We start from the raw sequence: 13,986 nt of genomic DNA, 5'->3' as shown, positions 1-13,986 counted from the left end.
AGGGCTATGCCTGCGTGTACGCGGTCTTCACCGTGGTGTAGAACTCGGCCGCGTAGCGCCCCTGCTCGCGCGGGCCGTAGCTGCTGCTCTTGCGGCCGCCGAAGGGCACGTGGTAATCCACGCCCGCCGTGGGCAGGTTCACCATCACCATGCCGGCTTGCGCGTGGCGCTTGAAGTGCGTGGCGTGCTTGAGGCTGGTGGTGGCGATGCCGCTGGCCAGGCCAAAGGGCGTGTCGTTGGCCAGGGCCAGCGCTTCTTCGTAGTTCTTGGCGCGCAACACGCTGACCACGGGGCCGAAGATTTCTTCGCGGTTGATGCGCATGCCGGGCGTGGTTTCGGTGAACAGGGCAGGGCGCAGGTAAAAGCCCGGGGCGCCGTCGGCGTTCTTCTCCAGCGCTTCGCCGCCGTAGGCGAGCTTGGCGCCTTCCTGCTGGCCGATGCCGATGTATTCCAGGTCCTGCGCCAGCTGGCGGTCGTCCACCACGGGGCCGATGTCGGTGCCGGCCTTGCGGGCGTCGTCCACCTTCAGGGTCTTCATCTTTTCGACCATGGCGGCCACGAAGCGGTCATGGATGCCTTCGGTCACGATCACGCGGCTGCTGGCGGTGCAGCGCTGGCCGGTGGAGAAGAAGCCGCTGTTGATGGCCGCGCCCACGGCCACGTTCAGGTCCGCATCGTCCAGCACCACAAACGGGTTTTTACCGCCCATTTCGAGCTGCACCTTGGCACCGCGCGGCACGCAGGCTGCGGCCACACGCTGGCCGGTGCCCACCGAGCCGGTGAAGCTCACGCCCGCAATGCGCTCGTCTTCGAGCAGCACGGCGCCTACGTCCGAACCCCGGCCCATCACCAGGTTGAACACGCCCGCTGGCAAGCCCGCGCGGTGCAGGATGTCGGCCAAAGCCCAGGCGGAACCGGGCACCACTTCAGCAGGCTTGAACACCACGCAATTGCCGTAGGCCAGCGCGGGCGCGATTTTCCACGCGGGAATAGCGATGGGGAAGTTCCACGGCGTGATGATGCCGATGGTGCCCAGCGGCTCGCGCGTGATCTCGATGCCCACGCCAGGGCGCACCGAAGGCATCACCTCACCGCCGGGGCGCAGCGCCTCGCCAGCGAAGAACTTGAAGATGGCGGCCGCACGGCCCACTTCGCCAATCGCTTCGGGCAGGGTCTTGCCTTCCTCGCGGGCCAGCAGGTCGCCCAGCTCGGCCTTGCGGGCGATGATCTCGTTGCCCACGGCGTCCAGGATGTCGAAGCGCTGCTGGGGCGTGGAGAGGCTCCATGCCGGGAAGGCCGCGTGCGCGGCGGCCACGGCGTCCAGCGCCTGCTCGCGGCTGGCCACGGCGTAGTCGCCAATCACGTCGCGCGTGTCAGAGGGGTTGGTGTTCTGGTAGGTGCGGACGCCGTCGGTCCAGGCGCCGCCAATCAGGTTTGCATGCATGGCTGTGGTGGTGTGTGGTGGGTTGAAGAAATCAGAACAAAGCCCGTAGCGCGCCAAGGCGCACCCGGCGCGCAGGGTGGGGTGCCATGGCGCCAGCAACCCCAGTCAGTGCCTCAGTGCGTGGCGCATGCCGGGCAGGAGTGATTTTGTTGTATGTCATCGTACAACATAAATGGTCGAGAGCGCCTGCGGGTAACTACTCATGGGACCACTGCCTGTGCACCCGTCCCGCAGTGCGGGGTGGGCGCTAGGCTGGTGGCATCTGGGGTGTTGCCGCTGCGGGCCGTTCATGCTCAGCCGGCTTCTGCCTGCGCACGGCGCCGACGCTCGCGGCTGTTGGCCAGGTGGGTGCGCATGGCGGCGCGGGCGGCGTCCGGGTCCTGGCCCACGATGGCGTCGTAGATGCTTTCGTGTTCGCCATTGACGCGCCGCAGGTACTGCCTGCGCTCATCGTTGGCCGAATCCATGGCCGCCAAACGCGCGCGCGGGATGATCATGCTGCCCAGCGTGCCCATCAGCTCGGCGAAGTGGCTGTTCTGCGTGGCACGTGCGATTTCCAGGTGGAACTGGAAGTCCGCCGCCACCGCGTCGCGGCCTGCATCCACGGCGGCTGCCACGGCGTCCAGCGCCTCGCGCATGGCCTTCAGATTGGCCTCGGTGCGGCGCTGCGCGGCCAGCGCGGCGGCTTCAGTTTCCACTCCAATACGCAGCTCCAGGACGGCAATCACATCGCGCAGGGTGCTGAACTGGTCGGGCGTGATCTTGAAGCCAGGTGCCTGGCCCAGCCCCAGCACAAAGGTGCCGATGCCGTGCCGCGTTTCCACCAGACCCGAGGCCTGCAGCTTGGAGATCGCCTCGCGCACCACGGTGCGGCTGACGCTGAACTCGGCCATGATGGCCGCCTCGGTGGGCAGCTTGTCGCCCAGTGCCAGGCGGCCGTCCCGGATGCGGTCTCCGAGGGACTCCACCAGCTCCAGGGCCAGGGTGCGGGGCTTGCGGCGAAGGGTGGTGTCAATGGTCATTCTTGGTGTTATCCCTATGGGGCGCCGGGGGCAGAAGCAGTACATTGCATTTCGTTGTACGACAACTGATGACGTTCAACAAATGTGCTTCCACTGTACCAAGAACCTCTGCCTTTGTAACCGCCATGCCTTGCCACCCGACGCCTCTTCGCTTTCAACGCCTGCTGCTGACCGGAGCTGCCGGAGGCCTGGGCCAGGAGCTGCGCACCCGGCTGAAGGCCTACTGCACCACCTTGCGCCTGTCGGACATCGCGAACCTGGGCGATGAAGGTGCAGGAGAGGAACTGCGCCCCGCACGCCTTGAAGATGCCGGCGCTGTGCTCGGCCTGCTGGAGGGCGTCGATGCCGTGGTGCACCTCGGGGGCGTGTCCACCGAGCAGCCCTGGGAACCCATCCTGCAGGCCAACATCGTCGGCGTCTACAACTTGTATGAAGCGGCGCGCAAGCAAGGCGTTAAACGGGTGGTGTTTGCCAGCTCCAACCATGTGACGGGTTTTTATCGCCAGGACGAGGTGGTCGGCCTGCGCGACCCGGCGCGCCCCGATGGGCTCTACGGCGTCTCCAAGGCGTTTGGCGAGGACCTCTCGCGCTTTTACTTCGACCGCTACGGCATCGAAACCGTCTGCCTGCGCATTGGCTCTTCCTTCCCCGAGCCGCGCAACCGCCGCATGCTCGCTACCTGGATGAGCTACGACGACCTGGAGCGCCTGGTGGTCGCCAGCCTCACCGCGCCCGTGGTGGGCCACAGCATCATTTATGGCATGGGCGACAACACCACCACCTGGTGGGACAACACCCTGGCGCGTCACATCGGCTACCGGCCAGAGGACAGCTCCGAGCCCTTCCGCGCCAAGGTCGAAGTCGCCGATCCGCACCCCGACCTGACCGACCCCGCTGTGATCTACCAGGGCGGTCCGTTCGTGCACACCGGCCCTTTCGAATGACCCCCGGCGCCGGGATTCCCGTCCATTCCGCATCTCTCAAAAACCATTCCACCGGAGACAAACCATGACCTTTCGCCGATCCCTGCTGACTGCCTGCGCCGCCGCTGTGGCCGCGATGGCAATGCTTCCCGTTGCCGCCCGGGCCCAGTCCATGGTGCTGAAGGCGGCCGACGTGCACCCCGCTGGTTACCCCAACGTGGTGGCGGTGGAGAACATGGGCAAGAAGCTCGACGCGGCCACCAATGGCCGCCTGAAGATCCAGACCTTCCCCGGTGGCGTGCTGGGCGGCGAGAAGGAAATGATCGAGCAGACGCAGTTCGGCGCCATCAACATCCTGCGCACCTCGCTCGGCCCGGTGGGCACGGTGGTGCCTGAGGTGAACGTGTTCAACATGCCCTTCGTGTTCCGCAGCCAGGACCATATGCGTGCGGTGATCGACGGCGCGATTGGAGACGAGCTGCTGGCCAAGATCAGCGCATCGCCTGCCAAGCTGGTGGCCATTGGCTGGATGGATGGAGGCTCGCGCAGCCTGTACACCAAGAAGCCGGTGCGCAGCCCCGCCGACCTCAAGGGCCAGAAGGTGCGCATGATGGGCAACCCGCTGTTTGTGGACACCATGAACGCCATGGGGGGCAACGGCATCTCGATGGGTTATGGCGAAGTGTTCACTGCCCTGCAGACCGGCGTGGTGGATGGCGCTGAAAACAATGCGCCCAGCTTCTTCACCAGCAACCACTACAGCACGGGCGCCAAGTTCTACACGCAGACCAACCACCTGATCATTCCCGAACTGCTGGTGGTGTCGAAGGTCACATGGGACAAGCTCAGCAAGGACGACCAGGCCCTGCTCAAGAAGTTTGGCCGCGAGGCGCAGCTGGAGCAGCGCGCCCTGTGGGACAAGAGCGTGGAGGACTACACCGCCAAGCTCAAGGCAGCGGGCGTGGAGTTCATCAACGTGGACACCAAGGCTTTCTATGACGCCACGGCCCCCGTGCGCGCCAAGTACGGCGCCAACTATGCGGACCTGATGAAGCGCATCGAAGCGGTGAAGTAAGCACCGCTCCAGTCTTGCGCAGGCAAAGCTTCTGGTGGGCGTCTGCGTCTTTTTCTTTGTCCCCTGGAACTCTCCTGGACCCACTTGTATGGACCACCCCTTCTTGCGCTGGATGGACCGCCTGTACCTGGCCACCATCTGGGCCGCCGGCACGGCCATCTTCTTCATGTCGCTGATCATCCCGTGGGGCGTGTTCAGCCGCTACGTGATGGGCACTGGGTCGCAGTGGCCCGAACCCATTGCCATCCTGCTGATGATGGTGTTCACCTTCATCGGCGCTGCGGCGGCCTACCGTGCGGGCGGCCACATTGCCGTCAACATGCTCACCGAAAAATTGCCCGCCCCGCTGCAGCGGCTGCTGGCGGTGTTGGTGGATGTGCTGATGTTGGTCATCTGCGGTTTTGTGGCCTGGTACGGCACCAACCTGTGCATCGAGACCTGGGGACAGGGCATTGCCGAGCTGCCCTGGTTGCCTGTGGGCGCCACCTATGCATCGCTGCCCATCGGCGCGGCCGTCACGCTGCTGTTCGTGCTGGAGAAGATGGTCTTCGGGCCACAGAACCACCGGCGCATCGTGCGTTTTGAAGAACTGACGGAAGGCGCCTGATCATGGATACCTTGGTACTGCTGGGCACCTTCTTTGTGCTCATGATGATCGGCGTGCCGATTGCGTATTCGCTGGGCCTGTCTGCGCTGGCGGGCGCGCTGTGGATCGATCTGCCACTGGACGCGGTCATGATCCAGGTGGCTTCGGGCGTCAACAAGTTCTCGCTGCTGGCCATTCCGTTCTTCGTGCTGGCTGGCGCGATCATGGCCGAGGGCGGCATGGCGCGGCGCCTGGTGGCGTTTGCGGGCGTGCTGGTGGGCTTTATCCGAGGCGGGCTGTCGCTGGTCAACATCCTGGCGTCCACGTTTTTTGGCGCCATCTCGGGCTCGTCGGTGGCTGACACGGCCTCGATTGGCTCGGTGTTGATTCCCGAGATGGAAAAGAAAGGCTACCCGCGCCCGTTCGCCACGGCCGTCACGGTCAGCGGTTCGGTGCAGGCCATCCTGATCCCGCCCAGCCACAACGCCGTGCTGTATTCGCTGGCGGCAGGGGGCACGGTGTCGATTGCCGCGCTGTTCATGGCCGGCGTGCTGCCGGGGCTGCTCATGGGGCTCACGCTCGCGGCGTTGTGCCTGTTCACCGCGCACCGGGAAGGCTACCCCAAGGGCGAGGTGATCCCGCTCAAGCAGGCGCTCAAGATCTGTGTGGAGGCGCTGTGGGGCCTGATGACCATGGTCATCATCCTGGGCGGCATCCTGTCGGGCGTGTTCACGGCCAACGAGTCGGCGTCGATTGCGGTGGTGTGGGCGTTCTTCGTGACCATGTTCATCTACCGCGACTACAAGTGGCGCGACCTGCCCAAGCTGGTGCACCGCACCGTGAAGACCGTCACGGTGGTGATGATCCTCATCGGCTTTGCGGCGGCCTTTGGCTACCTCATGACGATGATGATGATCCCCATGAAGGTCACAGCCTTCCTCACCAGCCTGTCGGACAACAAGTACGTCATCCTCGCCATGATCAACATCATGCTGCTGCTGCTGGGCTGCCTGATGGACATGTCCCCGCTCATCCTTATCCTCACGCCCATCCTGTTGCCGGTGGTCAAGATGCTGGGTGTGGACCCGGTGCACTTCGGCATGATCATGATGGTCAACCTGGGCATTGGCCTCATCACGCCGCCCGTGGGCACGGTGCTCTTTACCGGGGCTGCCGTAGCCAAGCTGCCGCTGGGCATCGTGACCCGGGCCATGATGCCGTTCTTTGTGGCGCTGTTTGTGGTGTTGCTGATGGTGACCTACGTGCCCGCGATTTCGCTGTGGCTGCCCCGCGCGATGGGACTGTGAGCGGGCATGGACAACGACACCCTGGTATTTGTCTCCTGCGCGGACAGCGGCGAACTGCACGTACTGCATCTGTCCTCCGAAACGGGGCTGCTGCGCACTGAGCAGGTCCTGGCGCTAGGCGGCCAGCTCATGCCCATGGCGCTCAGCCCGGACGGCAAGCGCCTGTATGTGGCGCGCCGTAGCGATCCGCTGGCCGTGGTCACCCTGGCGGTGGATGCGCGCGCGGGCCGGGCTGAGGTGTTGGGCGAGGCTGCGTTGCCCGCCAGCATGGCCCATGTGGCGACCGATGGCACGGGGCGCTGGCTGCTGAGTGCTTCCTACGGCGCAGACCTGGTCGCAGTGCAGGCCATCGCTGCCGACGGGGTGGTCGCTGCGGGACGTGGTGCCACCACATACGCCACCGGTCGCCACGCCCACAGTGCGCTGGCCAGCCCCGGCAACCGCTTCGTGCTGGCCGCCTCACTGGGGGGCGGGCAATTGCACCGTTACCGATTCGACGCCGCCACGGGCGCGCTGCAACCCACCGACCCTGCCGTGTTCGCCCTGCCAGCAGGCACAGGTCCTCGGCACCTGCGCTTCAACGCGCGGGGCGACCGCATCTACCTGCTGGGGGAGCTGGATGCCTGCGTGCATGTGCTGGGCTGGGACGAAGCCAGCGGCGGCCTGGAGCTGCTGCAAAGCCTGCCCACATTGCCACCGGGCTCCACAGGCCCGGCCTGGGGCGCAGACCTGCACCTGAGCGCTGATGGCCACTGGCTGTACACCAGCGAACGCAACAGCCACACCCTGGCCGGGTTTGCCGTCGATGCGGTCACCGGCCGGCTGGCCCCCATCGACTACTGGTCTACGCAACTGCAGCCACGGGGCTTTGTCATCACTCCGGACGGGCGCCACCTGATTGCCGCAGGCCAGATCAGCCACCGCGTGGGTGTGCACTTGATCGCGCCTGGCAGCGGGGCCCTGACCCAGGTGGCCGAGCACGATGTGGGGCTCAACCCGAACTGGATCACCGTGCTGCCCATGCAGCCTGATGCCTGATGAGATTGCATAAATTGACGAGACCGCGCCACCGATGAACCGACCCGCCCTCACCATCCGCATGCACCCGGATGACAACGTCGCCATCGTCGCCAACGACGGGGGCCTGCCTGCCGGCACGGTGCTGCCGCCCGGCGTGCCAGGCGCAGGCATCACATTGCGTGACAAGGTGCCGCAGGGCCACAAGGTAGCGTTGTCGGACATGGCCGAAGGGGACGTGGTGCGCCGCTACAACGTGCCCATCGGCTATGCGCTCAAGGCCATCCCGGCGGGAAGCTGGGTGCACGAGCGCCTGCTGCAGATGCCCTCGGCCCGCGCGCTCGAAGGCCTGCCCATGGCCACGGTGAAGCCGCCGGTGCTGGAGCCGCTCACAGGCTACACCTTCGAGGGCTACCGCAACGCCGATGGCTCGGTGGGCACACGCAACATCCTGGCCATCACCACCACCGTGCAGTGCGTGGCGGGTGTGGTGGCCAACGCGGTGCGCCGCATCAAGGACGAACTGCTGCCGTTGTATCCGCAGGTTGACGACGTGATCGGCCTCGAACACACCTACGGCTGTGGCGTGGCGATTGATGCGCCGGACGCCATCATCCCCATCCGCACGCTGCGCAACATCAGCCTCAACCCCAATTTCGGTGGCGAGGTCATGGTGGTCAGCCTGGGTTGCGAAAAGCTGCAGCCTGACCGCCTCCTACCCGCGGGCAGCTTCCCCATCGCCGACGAGCGCGATGCAGCCCTGGGGCCCGAGACGGTGTGCCTGCAGGCCGACGAGCATGTGGGCTTCATGTCCATGCTCGACCACATCGTGCAGAGCGCGCGTCCGCACCTCGAACGCCTCAACGCCCGCCGCCGCGAGACCATCCGGGCCAGCGAGCTGGTGCTGGGCGTGCAGTGCGGCGGCAGCGATGCGTTCTCGGGCGTCACCGCCAACCCGGCCGTGGGCTTTTGCGCAGACCTGCTGGTGCGCGCGGGTGCCACGGTGATGTTCAGCGAGAACACCGAGGTGCGCGACGCCGTGGAGCAGCTCACCAGCCGCGCTGCCACGCCCGAAGTGGCCGAATCCATCGTGCGCGAACTGGGCTGGTACGACCGCTACCTGGACCGTGGCCGCGTAGACCGCGCCGCCAACACCACGCCCGGCAACAAGGCGGGCGGGCTGTCGAACATCGCCGAGAAGGCCATGGGCTCCATCATCAAGAGCGGCACCGCGCCCATCTCGCACGTGCTGGCCCCCGGCGAAAAGCTGCGCCGCGACCAGCGTGGCCTGGTGTACGCCGCCACCCCCGCGAGCGACTTCATCTGCGGTACGCTGCAACTGGCCGCAGGCATGAACCTGCACGTGTTCACCACCGGCCGGGGCACGCCCTACGGCCTGGCCGAATGCCCGGTGGTCAAGGTGGCCACGCGCACTGACCTGGCGCGCCGCTGGCATGACCTGATGGACATCAACGCGGGCAAGATAGCGGATGGCGAAGCCTCCATCGAGGAGCTGGGCTGGGAGATGTTCCACCTGCTGCTCGATGTGGCCAGTGGCCGCAAGAAGACCTGGGCGGAGCAGTGGAAGCTGCACAACGCCTTGGTGCTGTTCAATCCGGCGCCGGTGACCTGATAGGGGCCTTGATCGGAACTCCCGCCCATCCAGCCAACCGTTCGGGCTGAGCCTGTCGAAGCCTTGCGCGGCGCTTCGACAGGCTCAGCGTGAACGGTTGGGGTTTTGGGGATGCAGATCGGTACGAGACTGTCTTCCCCAACCTCAGCCCTACAGCCCGTCGTTGCACGGGCTTTTTCACTTGAGAAAGACGAATCCCATGGGTCACACCCGATTTTCCGACCGCAAGGTCGTGGTGGCGCTGGCGCTGCTGTGCTGCCTGCTCTGGGGCAGCTCCTACCCCGCCATCAAGACCGGCTACGCCTGGTTCGGCATTGCCCGCACCGACATCCCCTCGCAGCTGGTGTTCGCGGGCTGGCGTTTCCTGGGGGCGGGGCTCATCCTGCTGGCCTGGGCGCTGAGCCAGCGCAAGGCCGTCGTGAACCTGGGTGCGGGCAGCGCGCGCCAGCTGGTGGTGCTGGGGCTGTCGCAGACTACGCTGCAGTACGTGTTCTTCTACGTGGGGCTGGCCTATACCACGGGGGTCAAGGGTTCCATCATGAACGCCACCGGCACCTTCTTCAGCGTGCTGCTGGCCCACTGGGTCTATCACAACGACCGCCTGAGCCACGCCAAGCTGTGGGGCTGCCTGGTGGGCTTTGCGGGCGTGATGGTGGTGAACCTGGGGCGCGGTACGCTGGACATGGACTTCACGCTGTTGGGCGAGGGCTTTGTGGTGATTGCTGCCTTGGTGCTGGCCGCTGCCAGCATCTACGGCAAACAGGTGTCACAGCGCATGGACTCGGTGGTGATGACAGGCTGGCAGCTGGGTCTGGGTGGCGCGGCGCTGCTGGCAATCGGCTGGGCGCTGGGTGGTTCGCTCACGGGCTTCACCTGGGCCTCGGCCGCGCTGCTGGTGTACCTGGCGCTGCTGTCGTCGGCCGCGTTCTCGCTGTGGAGCATTTTGCTCAAGCACAACCGCGTGAGCCAGGTCACGGTGTTCAACTTCACGGTGCCGATCTTCGGCGCGGCACTGTCAGCGCTGTTCCTGGGCGAAGCGCTGGTGGAGTGGAAGAACCTGCTGGCCCTGGTGCTGGTGTGCGGGGGCATCTGGCTGGTCACGCGCGACGCAGCCAGCTTCACGAAATAGACTCGGTGCATGGCTTACACACTCTCCCGCGAGGCATTCCAGCGCGACCTGCATGGCCAGCGCACCGATTTGTTTACCCTGCACGGCGCGGGCGGCCTGCAGGTGGCCGTGAGCAACTATGGTGCCCGCCTGGTGCAGGTGGCGGTGCCCAACGGGCAGGGCGCCCTGGCCGATGTGGCGCTGGGCTATGACAGCCTGCAGGGCTACCTGGACGGCCAGCTCTCCATGGGTGCACTCATTGGCCGTTGGGCCGGGCGGCTGCGTGCGGGCACGCTCACCCTGCCCGATGGCTCGCACCTGCAGCTGCCCACCAACAGCGGCCCACACCACCACCACGGCGGGCCGCGTGGCAGCCGCTTCCAGGTGTTTGCGGTGGATGAGGTGCAGGCCGATGCGCTCACTCTGAGCCACACCTTTCGCACCGAAGACGATGGCGTACCGGGCGATGTGCATGTGCAGCTGCACCTGCAGGTCACGGCCGACAACGCGCTGCACATCGCCTGGACGGCTATGGCGCTGCGCGCGCCCACGGTGCTCAACCTCACGGGGCATGCGTTCTTCAACCTGGCAGGCCAGGGCAGCACCCATGGCCACAGCTTGCAGGTACCCGCAAGCCGCTATGTGCCACTGGCCGCCGATGTGTGCCCCACAGGTGCGCTGGCAGGTGTGCCGGGCACGCTGTTCGACTTCCGCCAGGCCCGCCGTGTGGAAGAGGCCATCGCAAAGCCCCATGAGCAACTGGCCTTGGCCGGTGGGCTGGACCATTACCTGGTGCTGGATGAACCGGGCGCATTCCATGCCGCCCCGGCTGCATCCACCACCCCACCCGGCCTGCGCCTGGCCGCGCTGCTCAGCGAGCCGGTGAGTGGCCGCGCCATGGAGGTCTGGAGCACTGCGCCCGGTGTGCAGGTGTACGCAGGCCATGGCCTCAAGGCCGATCCTGCGCGGGACCGGGGGCGTGGGGCAGGGCTGGGTGGCTGGCTCTGGCAGCCGGGCGACGGCATCTGCCTGGAGCCCATGGAGTACCCCGATGCGCCCAACCACCGCGCCTTTCCGGTGCGGTGGCTCGCACCCGGCGAGGAGGTGCAGGGGGCCATTGTGTACCGGTTCTTGAGCCTGTAGCGCATCGGCTGCAGGGGGTGCCGGTTTGGGGTGTGGCGCGCTACCATGCGCGCTGGCTTTCAAACGAGAGGTGGCCCATGGACACACGCTACACCCCCAGCACCGGCTGGAAAGAAGTGGTGGCTCCCGACGAAGCGCAGCGCTTTGCCGGGTATGCGCGCCAGTTTGCCGAATTGCAGGCACGCAAGTCGCAAAAATACGGCAAGGGGCGGGGTCTGCACCGCAAGCAGCTCACAGCTGCCTGGGGCCAGCTGGAGGTGCTGGGCGATCTGCCCGCGTTTGCGGCCCAGGGGCTGTTTGCGCAGCCCGGGTCGTACGAAGTGCGGGTGCGGCTGAGCAATGGCGGCATGGACACCACCTCCGACCGCAAGCCGGACATCCGGGGCTTTGCCTTCAGCGTGCTGGGGGTGCAGGGCGATTCCGCCCTGGGCAACGGACCCGCCAAAAGCCAGGACTTCCTGCTCATCAACCAGGAGAAGTTTGCCTTCCCCCAAAGTGGCGAGTTCGTGGACTTTGTGGTGGCGGCATCGCATGGGGGTGGCGCGCTGATCAAGTTTCTGGTGCAGCGCCACGGGCTGCTGGGGGCCGCCAGGCAGATCGCCAAGACGGTCAAGACCTTTGGGCGGCCCTTTGGCGGATTTGCCGCGCATGCCGTGCACAGCGCCGCGCCCATTGCGTGCGGGCCGTATGCGGTGCGTGTGCGCCTGGTGCCCCATGTCTCCAACGGCGCGCCGGTCACCCAGGTGCAGGACGACTGGAACGCCGAGTTTTCCGCCCGCCTGCGCCAGCAGGACCTGGTGTGGGACCTGCAGCTGCAGCCCTTTGTGGACGAAGCCAGCACCCCCATTGAAGACGCCAGCGTGGACTGGCCCACGCCCTACACCACCGTGGCCCGGCTGACCTTGCCCCGCCAAGACCCTGCAGCCGACCCCACATTGGCCGCGCAGGTCGAGGCTGCCGTGTTCGACCCCTGGCAGGCCCTGGCGGCGCACCGCCCGCTGGGCGACGTGATGCGCGCGCGCAAGGTGGTCTACTTCGAGAGCCAGAAGGGGCGCGGGGCGGCGTAGCCTGCGGCCGTCACGGCCTTCTCCCGGTCTTGCGTGGTGCCTCCCGGTGTCTCCTGGCGGCGCCTAAGTTTCGTCTAAGCGTGCGTGCCCACACTGCCTTCCATCGCAACTCCGATGGAAAAGGTATACCACCATGAACACGACCACGCTGACCTCCACCCCCCGCCGCCTCATTCTGGCCCTGGTGGCCGCCGGTGCCGTGGGCGCCATGGGCGCGGGCCTCATCACCGGGCACCAGGCCCGCGCCTTGACGCAGCCCCCCGCCATCGTGGCGCAGACCCCGGCCGCCCCTGGCGGCGCGCTGCCCAGCTTTGCGCAGATCACCGCGCAGAATGGCCCGGCGGTGGTCAACATCAGCGTGACGGGCAGCACCAAGACCGCGATGGCCGATGACGACGGCGAAGACGAAGGCCAGCCCACCGCGCGCCAGGGCCGGGGCCCGCAGATGGACCCGAACGATCCGTTCTACCAATTCTTCCGCCAGTTCGGCTTTCCGGGCGGCGCGGGCCCCCAGGCACAGCCCAACGTGCCCACGCACGGCCAGGGCTCCGGCTTCATCGTCAGCCCCGACGGCCTGGTGTTGACCAACGCCCATGTGGTCAAGGGCGCGAGCGATGTCACCGTCAAGCTCACCGACCGGCGCGAGTTCCGCGCCAAGGTGCTGGGCGCCGACCCCAAGACCGACGTGGCCGTGCTCAAGATCGACGCCAAAGATCTGCCCATGGTGCGCCTGGGCAGCACCCGTGACCTGCAGGTGGGCGAATGGGTGCTGGCCATCGGCTCGCCCTTTGGCTTTGAAAACAGCGTGACGGCCGGTGTGGTCAGCGCCAAGGGCCGCTCGCTGCCCGACGACAGCCTGGTGCCCTTCATCCAGACCGACGTGGCGGTGAACCCCGGCAACTCCGGCGGCCCGCTGTTCAATGCGCGCGGCGAGGTGGTGGGCATCAACTCGCAGATCTACAGCCGCTCGGGCGGCTACCAGGGGCTGTCCTTCTCCATCCCCATCGAACTGGCCGCCAAGATCAAGGACCAGATCGTCGCCACCGGCAAGGTGCGCCATGCGCAACTGGGCGTGGCGGTGCAAGAGGTGAACCAGGCGTTTGCCGAGTCGTTCAACCTCGACAAGCCCGAAGGCGCGCTGGTGGCCAGTGTCAGCAAGGGCAGCCCCGCAGAGAAGGCGGGCCTGCAGGCGGGTGACGTGATCCGCCAGGTGGACGGCCAGCCCATCGTGGCCTCGGGCGACCTGCCCGCCTGGGTGGGCCAGGCCCAGCCCGGGCAGCAGGCCAAGCTGTCGGTGTGGCGCCAGGGCAAGCCCGTGGAGCTGACCGCCACCCTGGGCGACGCCAGCGACAAGGCGATCAAGCAGGCGCGCAACGACGATGCCGTGGGCAAGGGCCAGCTGGGCCTGTCGCTGCGCCCGCTGGAGCGCGAGGAGCGCCAGGAGGTGGGTGTGAGCGAGGGCCTGGTGATTGAGCAGGCGCGTGGCCCCGCTGCGGCCGCCGGTGTGCAGCCGGGCGACGTGCTGCTGGCCATCAACGGCGCACCCGCCAAGAACATCGAGCAGGTGCGCGCGGCCATGGCCAAGGCAGGCAAGTCGGTGGCGCTGCTCATCGCGCGCGACGGCAACAAGATTTTTGTGCCGGTGCGCCTGGGGTAATCCT

12 protein-coding genes are annotated in these 13,986 nt (G+C 66.7%); 10 read left to right on the top strand and 2 right to left on the bottom strand.

The window, feature by feature from the left end:
* Positions 1–4 precede the first annotated feature (4 nt).
* Both A1D30_RS00825 and A1D30_RS00820 read right to left on the bottom strand, forming a co-directional pair.
* The gene (locus A1D30_RS00825; RefSeq protein ID WP_063458924.1) at positions 5–1,444 is read right to left on the bottom strand and encodes an aldehyde dehydrogenase family protein; all 1,440 of its coding nucleotides are present in this window, start codon (positions 1,442–1,444) and stop codon (positions 5–7) included.
* Positions 1,445–1,737: 293 nt separating this feature from the next.
* Positions 1,738–2,466: a FadR/GntR family transcriptional regulator gene (locus A1D30_RS00820; protein ID WP_063458923.1), complete on the bottom strand. Its 729-nt coding sequence runs from the start codon at positions 2,464–2,466 to the stop codon at positions 1,738–1,740.
* Between the two features lie 125 nt (positions 2,467–2,591).
* Here A1D30_RS00820 and A1D30_RS00815 point away from each other — a divergent pair, with 125 nt between their 5' ends.
* The 10 genes from A1D30_RS00815 (at position 2,592) to A1D30_RS00770 (ending at position 13,982) form a co-directional block, all read left to right on the top strand.
* Positions 2,592–3,410 carry an NAD(P)-dependent oxidoreductase gene (locus A1D30_RS00815; RefSeq protein ID WP_063458922.1) on the top strand — a complete coding sequence of 273 codons (819 nt, stop codon included), beginning with the start codon at positions 2,592–2,594 and terminating at the stop codon, positions 3,408–3,410.
* Positions 3,411–3,474: 64 nt separating this feature from the next.
* Positions 3,475–4,464, top strand: a complete 990-nt coding sequence (locus A1D30_RS00810; protein ID WP_063458921.1) for a TRAP transporter substrate-binding protein — start codon at positions 3,475–3,477, stop codon at positions 4,462–4,464.
* A gap of 88 nt (positions 4,465–4,552) precedes the next feature.
* Complete coding sequence (locus A1D30_RS00805; protein WP_063458920.1) at positions 4,553–5,071, top strand: TRAP transporter small permease; 519 nt, start codon at positions 4,553–4,555, stop codon at positions 5,069–5,071.
* Positions 5,072–5,073: 2 nt separating this feature from the next.
* Positions 5,074–6,357 carry a TRAP transporter large permease gene (locus A1D30_RS00800; RefSeq protein ID WP_063458919.1) on the top strand — a complete coding sequence of 428 codons (1,284 nt, stop codon included), beginning with the start codon at positions 5,074–5,076 and terminating at the stop codon, positions 6,355–6,357.
* A gap of 6 nt (positions 6,358–6,363) precedes the next feature.
* Positions 6,364–7,395 carry a lactonase family protein gene (locus tag A1D30_RS00795; RefSeq protein WP_063458918.1) on the top strand — a complete coding sequence of 344 codons (1,032 nt, stop codon included), beginning with the start codon at positions 6,364–6,366 and terminating at the stop codon, positions 7,393–7,395.
* A 34-nt stretch (positions 7,396–7,429) separates the two neighbouring features.
* Positions 7,430–9,007: a galactarate dehydratase gene (garD, locus tag A1D30_RS00790; RefSeq protein WP_063458917.1), complete on the top strand. Its 1,578-nt coding sequence runs from the start codon at positions 7,430–7,432 to the stop codon at positions 9,005–9,007.
* Between the two features lie 199 nt (positions 9,008–9,206).
* A complete protein-coding gene (locus A1D30_RS00785) occupies positions 9,207–10,136 on the top strand; it encodes a DMT family transporter (protein WP_063458916.1) in 930 nt (309 codons plus the stop codon).
* A gap of 9 nt (positions 10,137–10,145) precedes the next feature.
* On the top strand, positions 10,146–11,258 hold the full coding sequence (locus tag A1D30_RS00780; protein WP_063458915.1) for an aldose epimerase family protein: 1,113 nt from the start codon (positions 10,146–10,148) through the stop codon (positions 11,256–11,258).
* A 77-nt stretch (positions 11,259–11,335) separates the two neighbouring features.
* The gene (locus A1D30_RS00775) at positions 11,336–12,325 is read left to right on the top strand and encodes a hypothetical protein (protein ID WP_063458914.1); all 990 of its coding nucleotides are present in this window, start codon (positions 11,336–11,338) and stop codon (positions 12,323–12,325) included.
* A 133-nt stretch (positions 12,326–12,458) separates the two neighbouring features.
* Positions 12,459–13,982 (top strand): DegQ family serine endoprotease, encoded by a 1,524-nt coding sequence (locus A1D30_RS00770; protein ID WP_063458913.1) that lies wholly within the window; start codon positions 12,459–12,461, stop codon positions 13,980–13,982.
* Positions 13,983–13,986: the final 4 nt, after the last annotated feature.

The sequence above is a fragment of the Acidovorax sp. GW101-3H11 genome (assembly GCF_001633105.1).
Lineage (GTDB): Bacteria > Pseudomonadota > Gammaproteobacteria > Burkholderiales > Burkholderiaceae_C > Acidovorax.
Note: the sequence above shows the minus strand (reverse complement) of the source record. Positions and strands in the feature narration are given on the sequence as shown.

What these genes read in the sequence shown, in the direction of transcription:
- A1D30_RS00825 (WP_063458924.1), bottom strand. Translation starts at nt 1,444, where the DNA reads ATGCATGCAAACCTGATTGGCGGCGCCTGGACCGACGGCGTCCGCACC.
- A1D30_RS00820 (WP_063458923.1), bottom strand. Translation starts at nt 2,466, where the DNA reads ATGACCATTGACACCACCCTTCGCCGCAAGCCCCGCACCCTGGCCCTG.
- A1D30_RS00815 (WP_063458922.1), top strand. Translation starts at nt 2,592, where the DNA reads ATGCCTTGCCACCCGACGCCTCTTCGCTTTCAACGCCTGCTGCTGACC.
- A1D30_RS00810 (WP_063458921.1), top strand. Translation starts at nt 3,475, where the DNA reads ATGACCTTTCGCCGATCCCTGCTGACTGCCTGCGCCGCCGCTGTGGCC.
- A1D30_RS00805 (WP_063458920.1), top strand. Translation starts at nt 4,553, where the DNA reads ATGGACCACCCCTTCTTGCGCTGGATGGACCGCCTGTACCTGGCCACC.
- A1D30_RS00800 (WP_063458919.1), top strand. Translation starts at nt 5,074, where the DNA reads ATGGATACCTTGGTACTGCTGGGCACCTTCTTTGTGCTCATGATGATC.
- A1D30_RS00795 (WP_063458918.1), top strand. Translation starts at nt 6,364, where the DNA reads ATGGACAACGACACCCTGGTATTTGTCTCCTGCGCGGACAGCGGCGAA.
- garD (WP_063458917.1), top strand. Translation starts at nt 7,430, where the DNA reads ATGAACCGACCCGCCCTCACCATCCGCATGCACCCGGATGACAACGTC.
- A1D30_RS00785 (WP_063458916.1), top strand. Translation starts at nt 9,207, where the DNA reads ATGGGTCACACCCGATTTTCCGACCGCAAGGTCGTGGTGGCGCTGGCG.
- A1D30_RS00780 (WP_063458915.1), top strand. Translation starts at nt 10,146, where the DNA reads ATGGCTTACACACTCTCCCGCGAGGCATTCCAGCGCGACCTGCATGGC.
- A1D30_RS00775 (WP_063458914.1), top strand. Translation starts at nt 11,336, where the DNA reads ATGGACACACGCTACACCCCCAGCACCGGCTGGAAAGAAGTGGTGGCT.
- A1D30_RS00770 (WP_063458913.1), top strand. Translation starts at nt 12,459, where the DNA reads ATGAACACGACCACGCTGACCTCCACCCCCCGCCGCCTCATTCTGGCC.